Raw genomic sequence first — 14,661 nt, 5'->3', positions numbered from 1 at the left:
TAGTGTGGGGATTCCCCATGTGAGAGTAGCACATCGCCAGACTCCCATACCAAGCCCTAGCATTATGCTGGGGCTTTTTTATTGCCTGTAATATTCTCCGCTTCTATTAAAAACATCCTCTTATATAGCATGTAATAACAAGATTCATTTCGCTCATGTGTGTTTGGAAAAAGTGTTGTAATAATGAGATGGGCAAGATGACTATACTGCACACCAATTAGGGTAAATGAATATGCCTAATGAAATGAGCGGCAACTTACAGCAAGCTTTTCAAGTAAATCGCTCTTGTTTGTCAACCTGCCAGCGATGACGTGTATCACATCGCCATTACCTCGCTCTAATATACCGTTTACGTGCAAGATTTTAGCATTTAAATACGCTTGTCTTTGTGCGCGGGCCGAGCGTTGCCAAACGACAACATTGGTATTACCAGTATGATCCTCAAGTGTAATAAAGGTTACTCCTGCAGCCGTGCCTGGACTTTGCTTGCAAGCGACAACGCCAATGACGTTTACGACGGTCTTGTGAGCAATATTGGCCAGTTGTGAGGCGGTGCTGAATTTGGGTAACAAGTTTGCATCACTTAACATCTTAATTGGGTGTTGTGCAATAGATAGGCCGGTGCTCTCATAATCCTCTATTAAGTTATCAAACAAACTAGGTTGTCTAATATAGGGTTGCTCAACTTCACATGTCGACGATGGCTGAGAGGCAAATAATGGCAGAGATTGTGTTTCGTCCATGATTTGCCAGCGTGCATCAAAGCGGTTAGTTGATAACGCGCTTAAAGCGTTAGCGCTAGCTAATGCTTGTATACAAGACTGAGGTAAGCCTAGCGCTCTTAGGCATGCAATAGACCGGATCGTGTGTTGATTACGGTATATCACTAATTGCTCGACTGACGCTTGTTTCAAGCCTTTAACAATACGTAGCCCCAGTCGTATAACGTATGCACTTTGCTGGTATGTTAATACATGATCATAGTGGGAGTTCAGTACACAACATGGCAACACCTTTATCTGATGATGCTTGGCATCTTGTAGTAGTTGCGATGCTGTGTAAAAGCCCATAGGCAGTGAGTTTAGCAATCCAACATAAAATACTGCCGGGTAATAATGTTTTATCCATGCCGAGACATAGGCTAATACCGCAAAAGACGCTGAATGTGATTCAGGAAAGCCGTATTCGCCAAACCCACAAATTTGTTCAAATAAGCGCTCCGCATATTCCACTGAATAGTTACGCTGTGTCATGCCATCAATCAGCTTACTTCTAAACTTATGCAGTGCACCGTTTTTCTTCCAGCTCGCCATTGCACGACGAAGTTGGTCTGCCTCGCCTCCTGTAAAGCCTGCCGCTACCATCGCTAATTGAATGACCTGCTCTTGAAAAATCGGTACGCCCATCGTACGAGATAGTACTTGTTTAATCTCCGGTGAAGGATAGCTGACCGCTTCTAGGCCGTCGCGGCGTCTTAGATATGGATGCACCATATCTCCCTGAATAGGCCCAGGTCTGACAATCGCAATTTGCACAACTAGGTCGTAATAACAAGCTGGTTTCAAACGCGGTAGCATCGACATTTGTGCGCGTGATTCAATTTGAAATATACCAACGGTATCCGCTTGTTGGATCTGTTGATAGACTTGACGATCGTCTCCGAGCTTCGTGATAAAGGGTATGCTACATGTTTGTTGATAGTGGGTTTTCAATAAGTCGAAGCACTTCCTAATAGCAGTCAACATGCCTAAGGCTAGCACATCTACTTTAAGCAGTTTTAAGCTCTCAAGATCATCCTTGTCCCATTGAATCACGGTGCGATCTGCCATAGAAGCATTTTCAATAGGTACTAACTCATACAATGGGCCTGCAGAAATCACAAACCCGCCAACGTGCTGAGACAAATGACGAGGAAACCCCATTAACTGCTCGACCAAACTAATAAAGGTATGCGCAAAGTCTGATTGAGGGTCAATGCCTAGCTCTCCAAGTTGTGATTGCCAGCTTAAGGTGCGATCGCGTCGATTTACATTACTGATAAAAAAGTCAATATCCGTTGAGTTAATACCCATGACTTTACCGATTTCTCGTAGTGCGCTTTTAAAGCGATAACACACTACGGTAGCTGCCAGAGCGGTACGCTCGCGACCGTATTTTCGATAGATGTATTGAATCACCTCTTCGCGTCGCTCATGCTCAAAGTCCACATCAATATCTGGCGGTTCGTTACGCTCTTTTGATATGAAGCGTTCAAAGAGAACGCTAATTTGCCTCGGATCTACCGCTGTGATCTCTAGGCAATAGCACACGACTGAATTGGCAGCAGAGCCTCTGCCTTGATATAAAATGCCTCGCTTTTTAGCAAATTGCACAATGTCATAAATGGTTAAGAAAAAGTGCTCATAAGACTGCTCTTTTATGAGTATAAGTTCTTTCTCGATGGTCGCTCGTATCTCGTCACTTAGGCCTTCTTTGAAACGTTCTTTAATGCCCTTTTCAACTAGGTAGCGTAAATATTCACTAGGGGTCATGCCTTGTGCAACCACTTCAGCAGGGTATGCATATGCGAGCTCAGATAAGCAAAACTGACATCCTTTTGCGATACTCACCGCATTTTCTAGCCATTGCTGAGGATAAAGCTGAGCGAGTTTTGTGATAGGTCGTAAACAGCTTTCTGCATTCGACAAGGCTGTTCGGCCTAATGTGTTTAATGTTTTGCCTTCTCGGATGGCGTGTAAACTATGCTGCAAGGCTAAGCGAGACGGCTCATGCATGCATGCCATAGAAGTCGCAACAATATCTAAGTGGTATTGCTCAGCCATGTTTTGGCAATGTTCAATATACGCCTCTTCATTGGCCGTTAACCATCGTTTCACGGCTAAGAACAATCGTTCTTTAAAGTGCTTTTGTAACCAAGCTCCCCACGTAATATCGGCAACCGAATTGCCGCTGGGCAGCCATAAACATAAGCAATGCTTAACACTTTTTAAGTCCCACTCTGATAATTCGTAATGCCCTTTTTTAGCCCTTCGTCGAGCGTTTGTAATGATCCGGCAACATTCGCTATATGCGTTTTTATCTGGGCAAAGTAACACCATTGTTTGTTCGTTCAATTTAAACAAGCTACCCACAATCAGTTTCATGGGAATATGATTTAGCTTTATTTCGGTATAGGCCCGTACCACACCCGCCATCGAGCACTCATCGGTGATCGCTAGCGCTTGATAACCTAGAAAATAGGCATGGCGTACATACTCCTCTGGATGCGAAGCCCCATATAAAAATGAAAAGTTGCTTTGGCAAATTAGCTCTGCGTATTGAGCGCGTTTTGAACTAGATAAAGTAGCCATGTAAATACCAGTCTTTCTCAGGCGTTTTAAATACCCACATTTGTTGTCCTTGCTGACTTTGGCCGATGTAATAGTCTCGGGTGACAACACCATCGTCCCACCAGCCGCAAATCATGCGTTCGGGCCCTTTGATGAGCTGTATTTTTTGTTGCAGTAGGGTGGGTGTTTCGAGCAAAAAACCGGGCCTATCTGCAAATACACTTTGGGCGTGATTTAGGCTTTTACTTTTTATATCTGCTAAGGCTAGGGTGCTTTTTTCTGGGCGAAAATCGTCTATGAAATTTAAGCGCGTAATTTTTTGTTGGCCTAATTTGCTTGCTAGGCGCGATGTTAAAGACATGGTTTCGATATGAGTGGATTTATGTGTAAAAAAGTCATCAACACTGGCATGGGCAACTTCGTACTTTTCGCACACAAGTTTAAGGGCGTATACAGGTGAAGCAAAACGTACTTGCTCGAGTTTCAGGCTGGCTATTTCTAACCAATCTTGGTGTCTATAAATTGCCATTGCGCTGTCAAAACCGATTTGCAAAGGTTCATGCTCGCGTTGATAAAAGCTCACATCAATGTGTAAGCATTGAGTGTTTCGCACATATAAGAAGGTTTCGAGCTTTTTCAAAGCATGTTTGAGTACGGGCACCAGTTTATCGACTAGAGAGATATCGTAGAGTAATTCAATGTAGTCTTCATAACTTATGGAAGGCGCGAAAAACGTCACCTTAGAAGGTGCTTGCCCACGTAGCTCGGCAATAATACCCACGCTATAACGGCTAATGCGATTGGCCAGTTGCGATAGCGGCACGCGACTTAACTCATCGACAGTGCTTATGCCAATGCGCTTTAACTTCTCAAAGTCTTTTAGGTCAATATCGCAGTGAGCAAGGGAGCACTTAAAGAGTTGCTGTTCGATAACGTCACGCTCTTGGGAGATAATCCCTTGTTTGCACTTTGCCATTACTTTGCATGCCTGAATAGAAAACCCTGCGGCACTTTGATAGCGATAGCCTAATTGCGATAAACAACGAGAAATGTTTTGCCAATAGGGCCCGAGACCACCGTAGAGCTTCAACATGTTTTGCGCGCGTAGTACTAAGCCGTTAGGTGGCATGAGCACAATATCAGAGCTGAGCAGGTATAAGGCATTTGCCATGTGTTCAAGCGCATGTTTCTCTATCTCTTCGTTGTATTCGTGCACATTAAGCTGTGGGTATAAAAGGCTAGCGCTGGCGAGCCCCATGCCATGTTTGATGCCTTTTTGTAATGCGCTCTCATTAAGCTGCACAAGCTGATTACTCTGCATGTTGTATATTGCACGAGGCTGCGCTAACTCCCGCTCATCGTGTACTTGAGTGTTTTCAATCACATTTAAATGGAGCTGCGTAAAGTGCAGATATATCCACAAAGAGCAGGTATCAAATTGCATGGTCGGGTTTGCTTTTTAAGGCGTAGCGCGCAGTTGAACAATATTGTTAACGGCCTTGCGCGCCTCTTTAAAGCGAAGCTGTGTGCGCGATTTAAAAGGCAGCTTGATGTTGATGGCCGGCTTTGCCCAACCTACTTTTTGCTTATTTACTTTGATTTGCATCTGTTCATTTTCGCGTGATAGCAAAAGTGACAATGTCAGTGGAAGGTTGCTCATACATTGACGATTATTATCAAACCAAAAGCAATGGCACTGACCATGTAACGCCGCGAGCTCCAACTTACGTATTTGCGTATGCTTCAGCTGGTTTTGCCATAAAAAAACCGCTTCACATACCCCACTTTTAGCGCATTGCTCAGCACTCCAAAGCGCTTCTTCTTGTGTGGCAGGCTTAATTACCAGCAAGTGCTCCAATGCTATCTTTTCATCGAGTAAAAACTCAGCATTGAGCTGAAATGGCGGTGCAATAAAAACACGTAGTTTGTTATTTGCCTGAGCAACTTCATGTTGAGGCATTTGACGCAAAATACTTAAAATCAGGCGTAGTTCACCACAGCCTAAATAGCTATTTATATGAATCATGCCGGCGCTAGGAAAGCCCCCTGACAATACACTATCGAGGGCCTCATAACCGGTAGTTAAACGCTTTGAATGACCTTTTCCTTGGCTATTAGATGCGTTCCATATCCATTGTTTAGCTTTGAGTTCGTGCAAAATAGGATTCATAAGGCATTCATTTATACTGTACATATATACAGTATAAATAGTTTCTTTAAGGGATCAAGCACTTCCCCTAGACAAGTATGTAAATACAAGCTAAGTGTTTTATTTATAATGTGTTTTTAGTCTGTATGACTATGATGGAAAGGCGGTGTGCATATCATCTTCAGTGTGCTGGGTACTAAAAATGATATGCAAAACTAAAAGAGGTGCTAATCCGCTAATGGAATGACGGTGTCATTTAGGCTAGCTTGACCATCTTGCATCACAAACGCCATGCTGTAGCCATCACTGGTTTTGATAAGTAAGCCTTGGGCAACTAATCCCTCTAATGTGGCTAGGCTTTGTTGCTGTAATATTTGCGTGCGCTGCGACAATTCCATTTGTGCAAAGTCAGGGTTTTGCGCAAGTTGTGAAGCAAGTACCATGGTAGCGATGACTTGTGCTGCTTCATCATCGATATCGACATAGGTTTGTGATTGCAAATGCTCAAGCCAAAAATCGTTGCTTTCCATCGTGTCGGGCAAACTGGTTACGCCCACAATTTTACTGTTAGAGCTTAACTCTATATTGCCATTGTTAAGTTGCGCGTTGAATTTTGTAATGTTCAGTTCAGGCTCTGCCATCAATTGTGGTAATAGATTATCTAGCATGACCTGCTGCATGATTTCACTAGTTTGCTGAGGGTTTTGGGCAACGGCCTTATTCATATCTTGATACGCGCGTAAAAATGCCTGCTCGATATTATTGACCTCGCTGTGCATTACCATATCTCTGATAGAGATATCCGACGCATCAAGCTGGGCGAGGGTGAGTTGGCTGTTAAAGTTGGCTAGCCCTTGCGCATCGTCCATTTCAAGTGCGTAATTAACGGCGAATCCGTCCATTTGCATCTGCGTATTGGCCAGTAAATCTGCCACCTGCATTTGTGCAAATCCTACAGAGGCTGTGCTTTCAATAAGTTGTCCTAAAATCATCTCGTATATAGAGCCTTGCGCTTGCACAGATACGCCTAAATCAGTAATTACTAACTCGTACAATCCTGGCATCGCCATTTCCAGAGTTGTCATACTACCTGCGTAGCGTGTTTGCTGTGCGCCAAGGTAGCCTTCGCCTTGCCAACCTTGAGTGCTAAAACGCATATTTGTTGCTACATCGGTGTATGTGAAGGCGCTGAGTGCGTCTCTATAGATGGTTGTACCTAGCAAGTTCATTTTTCCAACGGCGCGATATAAAGGGCCCTCACCTGTTAAGACAATATCTGATGCAGCTGTTTCATCGCTCACCCCTAAAGACCATTGAAGTAATCCAATACTTAAGCCCTCATTGGTCAATATTGGGCCATGTTGAGCATCTGCTTGTAATTCAATGTTGATCTCAGGTAGTGGGGCATTAGGGTCGAAGGATGCCATATTAAGGCCTACTTCAATGGTCGCATCGGTTGAAAACCAACCTTGCTCACGAGATTTGATATTGACCTCATATACGCCTAGCTTATTAACGGTATCGATATACTGCTCAAGCTGCTGATTAAATACATTGCCGGTAAATTTAGGGCCAATTAAGCCAAGCGCAATAAGCAATGCGGCAATTGTGAATAACCACTTTTTCATTCTGATATCCTAGTAAATGTGGGGAATAATATGACGATAGAAGTGTAACGCAATCTATGACGAGGTGCGAACACAGCGGGTACGCTCAGTGGTACCCGCAGGAGGGAATACTAGTTTGTTTGTTGAGCCGTGATCCAGTTATTAACGTTACGCTCTAAAATAAATAAGGGAACAGAGCCATGGGCTAATAGCTCGTCATGAAAAGCGCGTAGGTCAAACTCATTACCCAAGGTTTGTTGCGCTTTTGCGCGTAATTCCTTGATTTTTATTTCGCCAATTTTGTAAGAAAGTGCCTGCGCGGGCCATGAAATATAGCGGTCAATTTCCGTGCGTACATTGTGCTCGCTAAGTGCAGTATTTTCGAGCATGTAGGCCAAAGCTTTATCTCGACTCCAACCAAACACATGCATACCTGTATCGACGACTAAACGACATGCGCGCCACATCTCATAGCTGAGCCTGCCAAAGTTGTCATATGGGTCTTCATAAATGCCCACTTCAAGGCCCAAGTATTCAGAATATAAACCCCATCCCTCGCCAAATGCAGAAATGTAGGTTTTACGCCTTACGTTAGGTAAGTCTTCCATTTCTGCCGCCAGTGAAATTTGAAAATGATGTCCTGGTACCGCTTCGTGTAAGGTTAATGCAGGCAAGGCATACAGCGGTCGCTTGTCTAAAGCATAAGTATTGACCCAGTAATACCCCGGCTCATCATCACTGCTGGGTGAAATATATCTACCGGTTGTGTACTTAGGGGCAATGCTGTCAGGCACCGGCGCTACGCCATAGGGAGTGCGAGGCATTTTATAAAACAACTGAGGTAGGCGCGCGTCCATTTGCTTTGAAATGTAAGACGCTACCATGATCAGTTCTTCCGCGGTTTTGGCATAAAACTGCTCGTCGGTACGCAAAAACTCAATAAATGCGTTTATATCGCCATCAAATTCTAAGTCGTCGATGATTTGCTGCATTTCAGCGCGTATGCGGGCCACTTCGGCCAAACCAATATCGTGGATTTCTTGGGCGCTCAAATCGGCGGTGGTGTAGTGCTTCATACGATTTTTATAAAAGGCGTCACCTTGAGGCCACGTTGTTGCGGCAATATCCGTTTTCGTATTCACTTGGTAGTCGTTTACAAAAAAATCATAAAAATCTTGATAGGCTTGCTGCACATTTGCCACTTTTTGTGCCGCTTCGGCTTTTTGTTGTTCGGTCAGTTTAAAATTGTTTGCTCCTATAATTGGGGCGTAGAACGGATGTTCTTGAATGGTTTTGCCAATAAATGGAGTAATGCTGTCTTCATATCCAATGAGTACCACTTGAGGCTGCGAGTGTCCTAGTGCCAAGCCTTCTTTCATATATTGCACATTCAATTGCATATTATGAGGAACGGCATCGAGTAATCTCATGTAGCGATCAAAGTCTTGCTGTGAGCCTATACGAGTGCTATCCGGAATGCGTCCTAAACTGCTATGAAAGCCAAACTCAGAGGTGATTGGTACCCGATATTCTTTGAAACGAAAGTTATCTATGTAGTTGCTCAAACGATAGTTTTGCATTAAATGACTGATTTGATCATCATTGTTAAGGGATGCAAGTTCAATCTCATTTAACTGTTGCTGAAAGGCTGTGAATTGCTCAAAGCGTGCCTGCATTGCGCTCATACTAATATCGGTAAGGCTTTGCTGCGGCTCTCTTCCTTCCGAACGGGCCATACTTGGGAACTGACTTAATTCATACTCCCATACTTGTTCAAGCAAGGTATGTAGTTTTTGAGAATTATCATTCTCAGATTGTATAGCTTGCGCCGTAAGGCTTAGCAAGGTAAAGGTGATGCTGATGATCAGTGCTTTCATATTGTGTCCCGCATTGAAACGGCTATGCGATATTCGCAGTAACTAGCCTATTTTTTCGGTGTATAAATAGGTGAATGAAGTGCGGTTACCTTATCAGATAGCTGGCTGATTTTCGCGCTACCCTGTTTTTCTACCTGATCGATTCTCAATACGTTATGCATGGGAATGTAGGTACGCTTCACCTTTGCAAACTCATCTTTGAGTTTTTCATGGCTTGGGTCAAGCACTATTTCGGTGTGGTTATCCCAAACAAAGTCAGCAATTTCAATAAAACCAAATATTTGGCTAGTTTGTAATTCACGCACATACACCTCATAGCGCTGACCACTACTAATAAACTGTACTTTATAAATTGCTTGAGAAGTTGCCATACTGCTTACCATTACATGTGAATTCGAGAAGCTTATTTGAGGGCAAACAGACCTTATTTCAAGGATAGAGCAGGCATGTTTTACACCGGTAAAGAGAATATTGATTCTATTAACAGTGTTGCATCTTCTTCTCCTTGAACAATTTGATTCGAGATGGCAAATCCTTGCGCTAAGCACGTCAATTTGAGCGCTTGTTGTTCCACATTTACATTTTTCGCCAACATATCATGTTGTTGTGCACGTTCGAGCAGCGCAATAAAATCTAATTGTAGTTGGTCATAGAACCATCGAGCTTGATGCTGTATGGCATTATTTTCATTGCCCATTTCAAGCACTAACTTAGTCAACAAGCAACCTTTGCGATGAATGTGTTGTTGATAGGCTTTAAAATATGCATGAATGCATTCTTGAACATTAAAAGATTCTCTAAGATATTGATTTAAAGGCATTAAATGAGCATGTAGATAATGGTTTAATAGTGCCTCAAAGAAGTCTTCTTTATTGTGAAATTGTATGTAAAAAGCACGTCGGTTAAAACCTGTACTACTAATAAGTGTGGCCATAGAGCAGCCCCGATAACCGAGTTCCAATACGAGTGGAAGTGCACCTTCTAAAACTTTTTCTAATTGATATTTAGGCTGCTTGGGCATGGTAAATCCTGCATTGCAAAATGAGAACATATGTTCTTATAAGTCATTTTTACGAGCATAGCAAGTAACCATGTTACTTGTCTGCCATCAAGAAGCCTACACATAAGCGCTTCATCACCAATATGTAAGAAAATGTTAATAGATATATATTGCGTACAAAAATGTATTTTGATTGTGATATAAAGACGCCATCATTTTCCTCTAAGGATGTTTTGTGTCTTCATCACCATCTATTCGCTCAATGCTTGTTGTCGCTGTGGTCAGCTTAGCAACATTCGGTTGCGCACAAACTTCATCAATAACGCAGCAAGCTGCATCAAGCCCTCAGCCGAGCATTGCCAACATTCAATCTCATATGAGCTTTTTAGCCGATGATCTGCTCGAAGGCCGAGATACCGGTACTCGTGGTCATGAGATTGCATCTTTATATATTGCTGGAGAATTCAAAAAATTCGGTCTAACGCCTGCTGGCGACAACGATACGTTTATGCAGCGCGTTGGCTTTAGGCGTGCGCTACTTGTGCAAGAGTCTCCGGAGTTTGTGATTAACACTGACGCAGGTGAGCACAGCTTTAACTACCCAAAAGATTTCATTATGGGCGCGGACCCGGTGCGCACTAGCGCAGAACTTTCTGCCCCCATGGTCTTTGTTGGCTATGGCATCATTGCCGAAGAGTTTGGTCATAATGATTATGCTGGCCTAGATGTAGAAGGCAAAATCGTTGTTGCACTAAGCGGCAGACCAAGCGGTCTTAACAGTGAAGAGGGCACCCATCTGGCGTCTAGTGCACAAAAATCAAAATATGCTGTGGACAACGGTGCGGTAGGCTACATTACATTGCAAACGCCTGCCGGCGAAAAAAGACGTCCGTATGAGCGTTCGCTAACCTCAATTCATGCGCCAAGACTGCGTTGGGTAGACCCTCAAGGTAACGTGGGCAATACCTTTCCACAACTAGAAGTTCGTGCTTTTGTAAATATGGATACCGCTGCGGTTTTATTTGAAAACGCACCCGTTTCTGCTGCGGATATCTATGCTCAAATTGAAGCCGATGAAGTGCCTACTGGTTTTGCTTTGCCAGCAACGGCGCGTTTAAAGAGCGCCTCTACGCACGATGAGTTCACTAGTCCAAACGTAGCGGGTGTGTTACCAGGTAGCGACCCGGATTTAAAAGATGAATACATAGTCTTCACTGCACACTCTGACCATTTAGGCATTTCTAAATCAGTTGAATTAGATCGCATTAATAACGGGGCGCTTGACAATGCTTCAGGCACCTCGGTGTTGATTGAAACCGCTAGAATGTTTGCGAGTCTGCCCAAAGCGCCTGCGCGTTCAATTATGTTTTTAGCGGTAACCGGCGAAGAAAGAGGGCTGTTAGGGGCTGACTACTTTGTAAAAAATCCAACAGTACCCAAAGAGTCGCTAGTGGCTAATGTGAATCTTGATATGCCATTACTGACCTATGAGTCGTCAGATGTCATTGCCTTTGGTGCGAGTCATAGCTCGATGGGCGGTTATGTTGAAAGTGCTGTAGCGAATGCAGGCATTACGCTGACCGACGATCCGTGGCCAGAACTTAACTTGTTTACTCGCTCTGATCACTATGCTTTTGTAAGAGAAGGGATCCCTGCCGTATTTTTAGTTACGGGCATAAAGTCAAAAGATCCTGAGATTGATGGTAGCCAAGTACTCAATACTTTTTTGGCAACACATTATCATCGTCCATCAGATGACATGAATCAAGATTTCAATTGGAATGCCGCGCGTACGTTCACGCAAGTCAATTTTGAGATCGGTCAAACACTTGCTGATGCACCGCAGCGCCCAGTGTGGAATGAAGATAGCTTTTTTGGAAATACATTCGGGCGTAAGTAAGCGCCGAAGGTAAAGAAAATGAAAGGCGCCGATGGATATCATCAGCGCCTTTTTTATTACAAATAAGCGCTTTTGATATGCGCCCAATGTTCATTGAATTGAGCGGTGGGGCGGCGCTGGAACTGACTGCGCACATATTGATTGATTTTTCCGTCGACAAAACAAATCAGCAGATTCGCTAGCAGTGCCTCATCCACATTTACCGTTTTGCCTTCACGTAGTTTACGCTCGCGTAATATTTGCTTGAGCTGGACCTCTAAGCGGTCAAATAGCTGCGCTATTCGCTCACGTAAGCGCTCTTGCTCGCCCATTAGCGCATCGCCATTTAATATGCGGGTGATGCCCGGGTTCTTTTCGGCAAAGCCTAACAATAGATGCAGAATCAATTGGCAACGAGCCGATGCGTCTTTTTCATCATTTATAATTTTATTAATGCGTGAAAACAACGTTTCTTCAATAAACTCAATCAAACCTTCAAACATTCTCGCTTTTGAAGGGAAGTGACGATATAAGGCGGCTTCAGATACACCTACCTCTTCTGCAAGTTTTGCAGTAGTGATACGTTGACCGTGATGGGTTTCCAGCATGCCGGCTAAGGATTGCAGGATTTGTGCTTTTCTATTTGGTTTTTTAGCTGCAGGCATGTGTAACCTATCTGACTTCTTGTAAGTGTGTATACTCTTCGTGCATTATTTTTAGCAAGCTAAGAGCGAGTGCATCTTTTGTCTCGGGAGCAAGCCGATGCGTCGTGTTTTTTGTAATTATCATAAGCGCATTTCGATCGGAATTAAATCCTAATCCGGGAATTGATACGTCATTCGCTGCGATCATGTTCAAACGTTTCTTATTGAGTTTTATCCGAGCGTATTCCTCAACGTTTTCCGTTTCAGCTGCAAACCCAAGTGTAAATGGAGGGTTTGAGCGACTCGCCACTGTTTTTAAAATATCTGGATTTTGCGTAAACGCAATAGTGAGCTCATCGCCACTCTTTTTCAGCTTTTGTGCGTTCTCACGTGCAACTTTATAATCTGCTACCGCTGCACAAGCAATAAAAATATCAGCTTGATCAACGTGTTGTTCGACAGTATCTAGCATCTGCTGGGCGCTAATGACATCGTATCGAGTCACGCCTACGGGAGTTTCGAGTGATACTGGACCGGCAACTAAAATCACCTCTGCACCCAAATTCTTTGCCTGCTCGGCAAGTGCAAACCCCATTTTGCCTGAGCTGTGGTTGCTAATATAACGCACAGGATCTATTGCTTCGCGCGTAGGTCCTGCGGTAATTAATATGCGTTTGCCTTTAAGAATGGTCTCACGGGGGGCTTCGTTTAGGTACATTTCGCAGTGTGCGCATAGCGCCTCAACGATTTCGGCTGGCTCTGCCATGCGGCCATATCCCATATCGCCGCATGCTTGTTCGCCCGCTGCAGGCCCAATAGTCGTGACGCCACGAGACAATAATAATTCAAAATTTGCAGTGGTTGCGGGCGCTGCCCACATCTGTTGATTCATCGCCGGCGCAATCAGCACCGGCGCGGGCGTGGCTAAGTAAAGTGTGGTGAGCAAATCATCGGCTAAGCCATGAGCGAGTTTGGCCATGATATTTGCGGTAGCTGGGGCAATTAAAAAGATATCTGCCCAGCGTGCAAGCTCAATATGACCCATGCCCGCTTCTGCGTCTTCATCTAATAAATGCGTAGAGACCTTTTCGCCTGAGACTGCTTGTAGCGATAAGCTTGACACAAAATGCGTTGCAGATTCGGTTAATACGACTCGTACATTGGCACCTTGCGCTTTGAGTTTTCTGACCAAGTCAGGCGTTTTATACGCGGCAATACCACCGCTGACGCCTACTAATACATTCTTTTGTTCAAGTTGCATATTCTTCCAAATCGCGTACAACATACAGCTTGTACATATGCGAGAGTCTTCACTCTTATTATTAAAACATTGTTATCCAAGGATGGGAACATGAAAATACTCGACTGGCCACAACAAGAACGTCCTCGTGAAAAGCTAATGCACTATGGCGCGCATACTTTAAGTGATGCAGAGTTATTAGCTATTTTTCTTCAAACCGGCGTAAAAGGGCAAAATGCCGTGCAATTAGCAAAAACCGCTTTGCAAAGTCATGGTTCGTTACGCGCCCTGTTACAAGCACCAAAACGCAAGGTGCTTACTACGCCAGGTTTTGGTAGTGCAAAATATGCCATGTTGCAGGCCAGTATCGAATTACAAAAGCGCCACCTCAGTGAGCAAATGATCAGGGAGCGCAGCTTTTGTCATGCCGATGACGCTTCTAGCTACCTTATTAGTCAGCTGCGCGATAAACCTCGTGAAGTATTCGCGATGCTCATGCTCGATTCACAACATCAACTGATTGCCTATCGTGAAATGTTCCAAGGCACTATTAACAGCGCGGCGGTGTATCCAAGAGAGCTTGTGAAACAAGCCATGGAAGATAATGCCGCAGCGGTTATTTTGGCGCACAATCACCCCAGTGGTTTAGCGGAGCCAAGTCAGTCTGATATTTCCATTACGCAAAAAATAAAGCAGGCCATGGCGCTTATTGACGTTAGCGTGCTAGATCATTTTGTGATTGGCGATGGGCGTGCGGCGTCTTTTGCGCAGCGAGGCCTTTTGTAATATAAAACACTTGAATAGACTAAATAATCATCGTGCTTTAGCCGTGTTGCATTGTATAATGTTGCTTCATTATTAGCGTCGCGGTGATGGGGTTTGGCGGCATGTAAACTATATCATCGCCACACAATAAATTGCGGTACGGGGCGTTTT

General features: G+C 44.0%; 11 protein-coding genes. 2 read left to right on the top strand and 9 right to left on the bottom strand.

The window, feature by feature from the left end; genetic code table 11:
• Positions 1-236 precede the first annotated feature (236 nt).
• From KJ365_RS13580 to KJ365_RS13550, 7 genes are all read right to left on the bottom strand, one after another.
• Entirely contained in the window at positions 237-3,350 is a 3,114-nt protein-coding gene (locus KJ365_RS13580) for an error-prone DNA polymerase (RefSeq protein ID WP_214452202.1), read from the bottom strand.
• Positions 3,334-4,773, bottom strand: a complete 1,440-nt coding sequence (locus KJ365_RS13575; RefSeq protein ID WP_214452201.1) for a Y-family DNA polymerase — start codon at positions 4,771-4,773, stop codon at positions 3,334-3,336. The genes KJ365_RS13580 and KJ365_RS13575 overlap by 17 nt, the downstream gene beginning before the upstream one ends.
• A 15-nt stretch (positions 4,774-4,788) precedes the next feature.
• Positions 4,789-5,499 (bottom strand): translesion DNA synthesis-associated protein ImuA, encoded by a 711-nt coding sequence (gene imuA, locus KJ365_RS13570; protein WP_214452200.1) that lies wholly within the window; start codon positions 5,497-5,499, stop codon positions 4,789-4,791.
• A 206-nt stretch (positions 5,500-5,705) separates the two neighbouring features.
• Positions 5,706-7,106 (bottom strand): DUF945 family protein, encoded by a 1,401-nt coding sequence (locus tag KJ365_RS13565; RefSeq protein WP_214452199.1) that lies wholly within the window; start codon positions 7,104-7,106, stop codon positions 5,706-5,708.
• A gap of 110 nt (positions 7,107-7,216) precedes the next feature.
• Positions 7,217-8,962, bottom strand: coding sequence for a DUF885 domain-containing protein (locus tag KJ365_RS13560; protein ID WP_214452198.1), 1,746 nt, complete (start codon positions 8,960-8,962; stop codon positions 7,217-7,219).
• A gap of 47 nt (positions 8,963-9,009) precedes the next feature.
• A complete protein-coding gene (locus tag KJ365_RS13555) occupies positions 9,010-9,333 on the bottom strand; it encodes a DUF1820 family protein (RefSeq protein ID WP_214452197.1) in 324 nt (107 codons plus the stop codon).
• 80 nt (positions 9,334-9,413) lie between these two features.
• Positions 9,414-9,983 carry a TetR/AcrR family transcriptional regulator gene (locus KJ365_RS13550; protein WP_214452196.1) on the bottom strand — a complete coding sequence of 190 codons (570 nt, stop codon included), beginning with the start codon at positions 9,981-9,983 and terminating at the stop codon, positions 9,414-9,416.
• 241 nt (positions 9,984-10,224) lie between these two features.
• On the opposite strand from KJ365_RS13550, the gene KJ365_RS13545 reads away from it, so the two are divergent.
• Positions 10,225-11,862 carry a M28 family metallopeptidase gene (locus tag KJ365_RS13545; protein WP_214452224.1) on the top strand — a complete coding sequence of 546 codons (1,638 nt, stop codon included), beginning with the start codon at positions 10,225-10,227 and terminating at the stop codon, positions 11,860-11,862.
• A 56-nt stretch (positions 11,863-11,918) separates the two neighbouring features.
• Here the strand turns inward: KJ365_RS13545 and slmA are convergent, their stop codons facing one another.
• Positions 11,919-12,506 carry a nucleoid occlusion factor SlmA gene (slmA, locus tag KJ365_RS13540; protein ID WP_214452195.1) on the bottom strand — a complete coding sequence of 196 codons (588 nt, stop codon included), beginning with the start codon at positions 12,504-12,506 and terminating at the stop codon, positions 11,919-11,921.
• Positions 12,507-12,513: 7 nt separating this feature from the next.
• The gene (coaBC, locus tag KJ365_RS13535) at positions 12,514-13,746 is read right to left on the bottom strand and encodes a bifunctional phosphopantothenoylcysteine decarboxylase/phosphopantothenate--cysteine ligase CoaBC (protein ID WP_214452194.1); all 1,233 of its coding nucleotides are present in this window, start codon (positions 13,744-13,746) and stop codon (positions 12,514-12,516) included.
• A gap of 90 nt (positions 13,747-13,836) precedes the next feature.
• Between coaBC and radC the strand changes: the two genes are divergently transcribed.
• On the top strand, positions 13,837-14,511 hold the full coding sequence (radC, locus tag KJ365_RS13530) for a RadC family protein (protein WP_214452193.1): 675 nt from the start codon (positions 13,837-13,839) through the stop codon (positions 14,509-14,511).
• Positions 14,512-14,661: the final 150 nt, after the last annotated feature.

Origin of the sequence: Glaciecola sp. XM2 (genome assembly GCF_018595715.1) — a bacterium.
Classification (GTDB): Bacteria; Pseudomonadota; Gammaproteobacteria; order Enterobacterales; family Alteromonadaceae; genus Glaciecola.
Note: the sequence above shows the minus strand (reverse complement) of the source record. Positions and strands in the feature narration are given on the sequence as shown.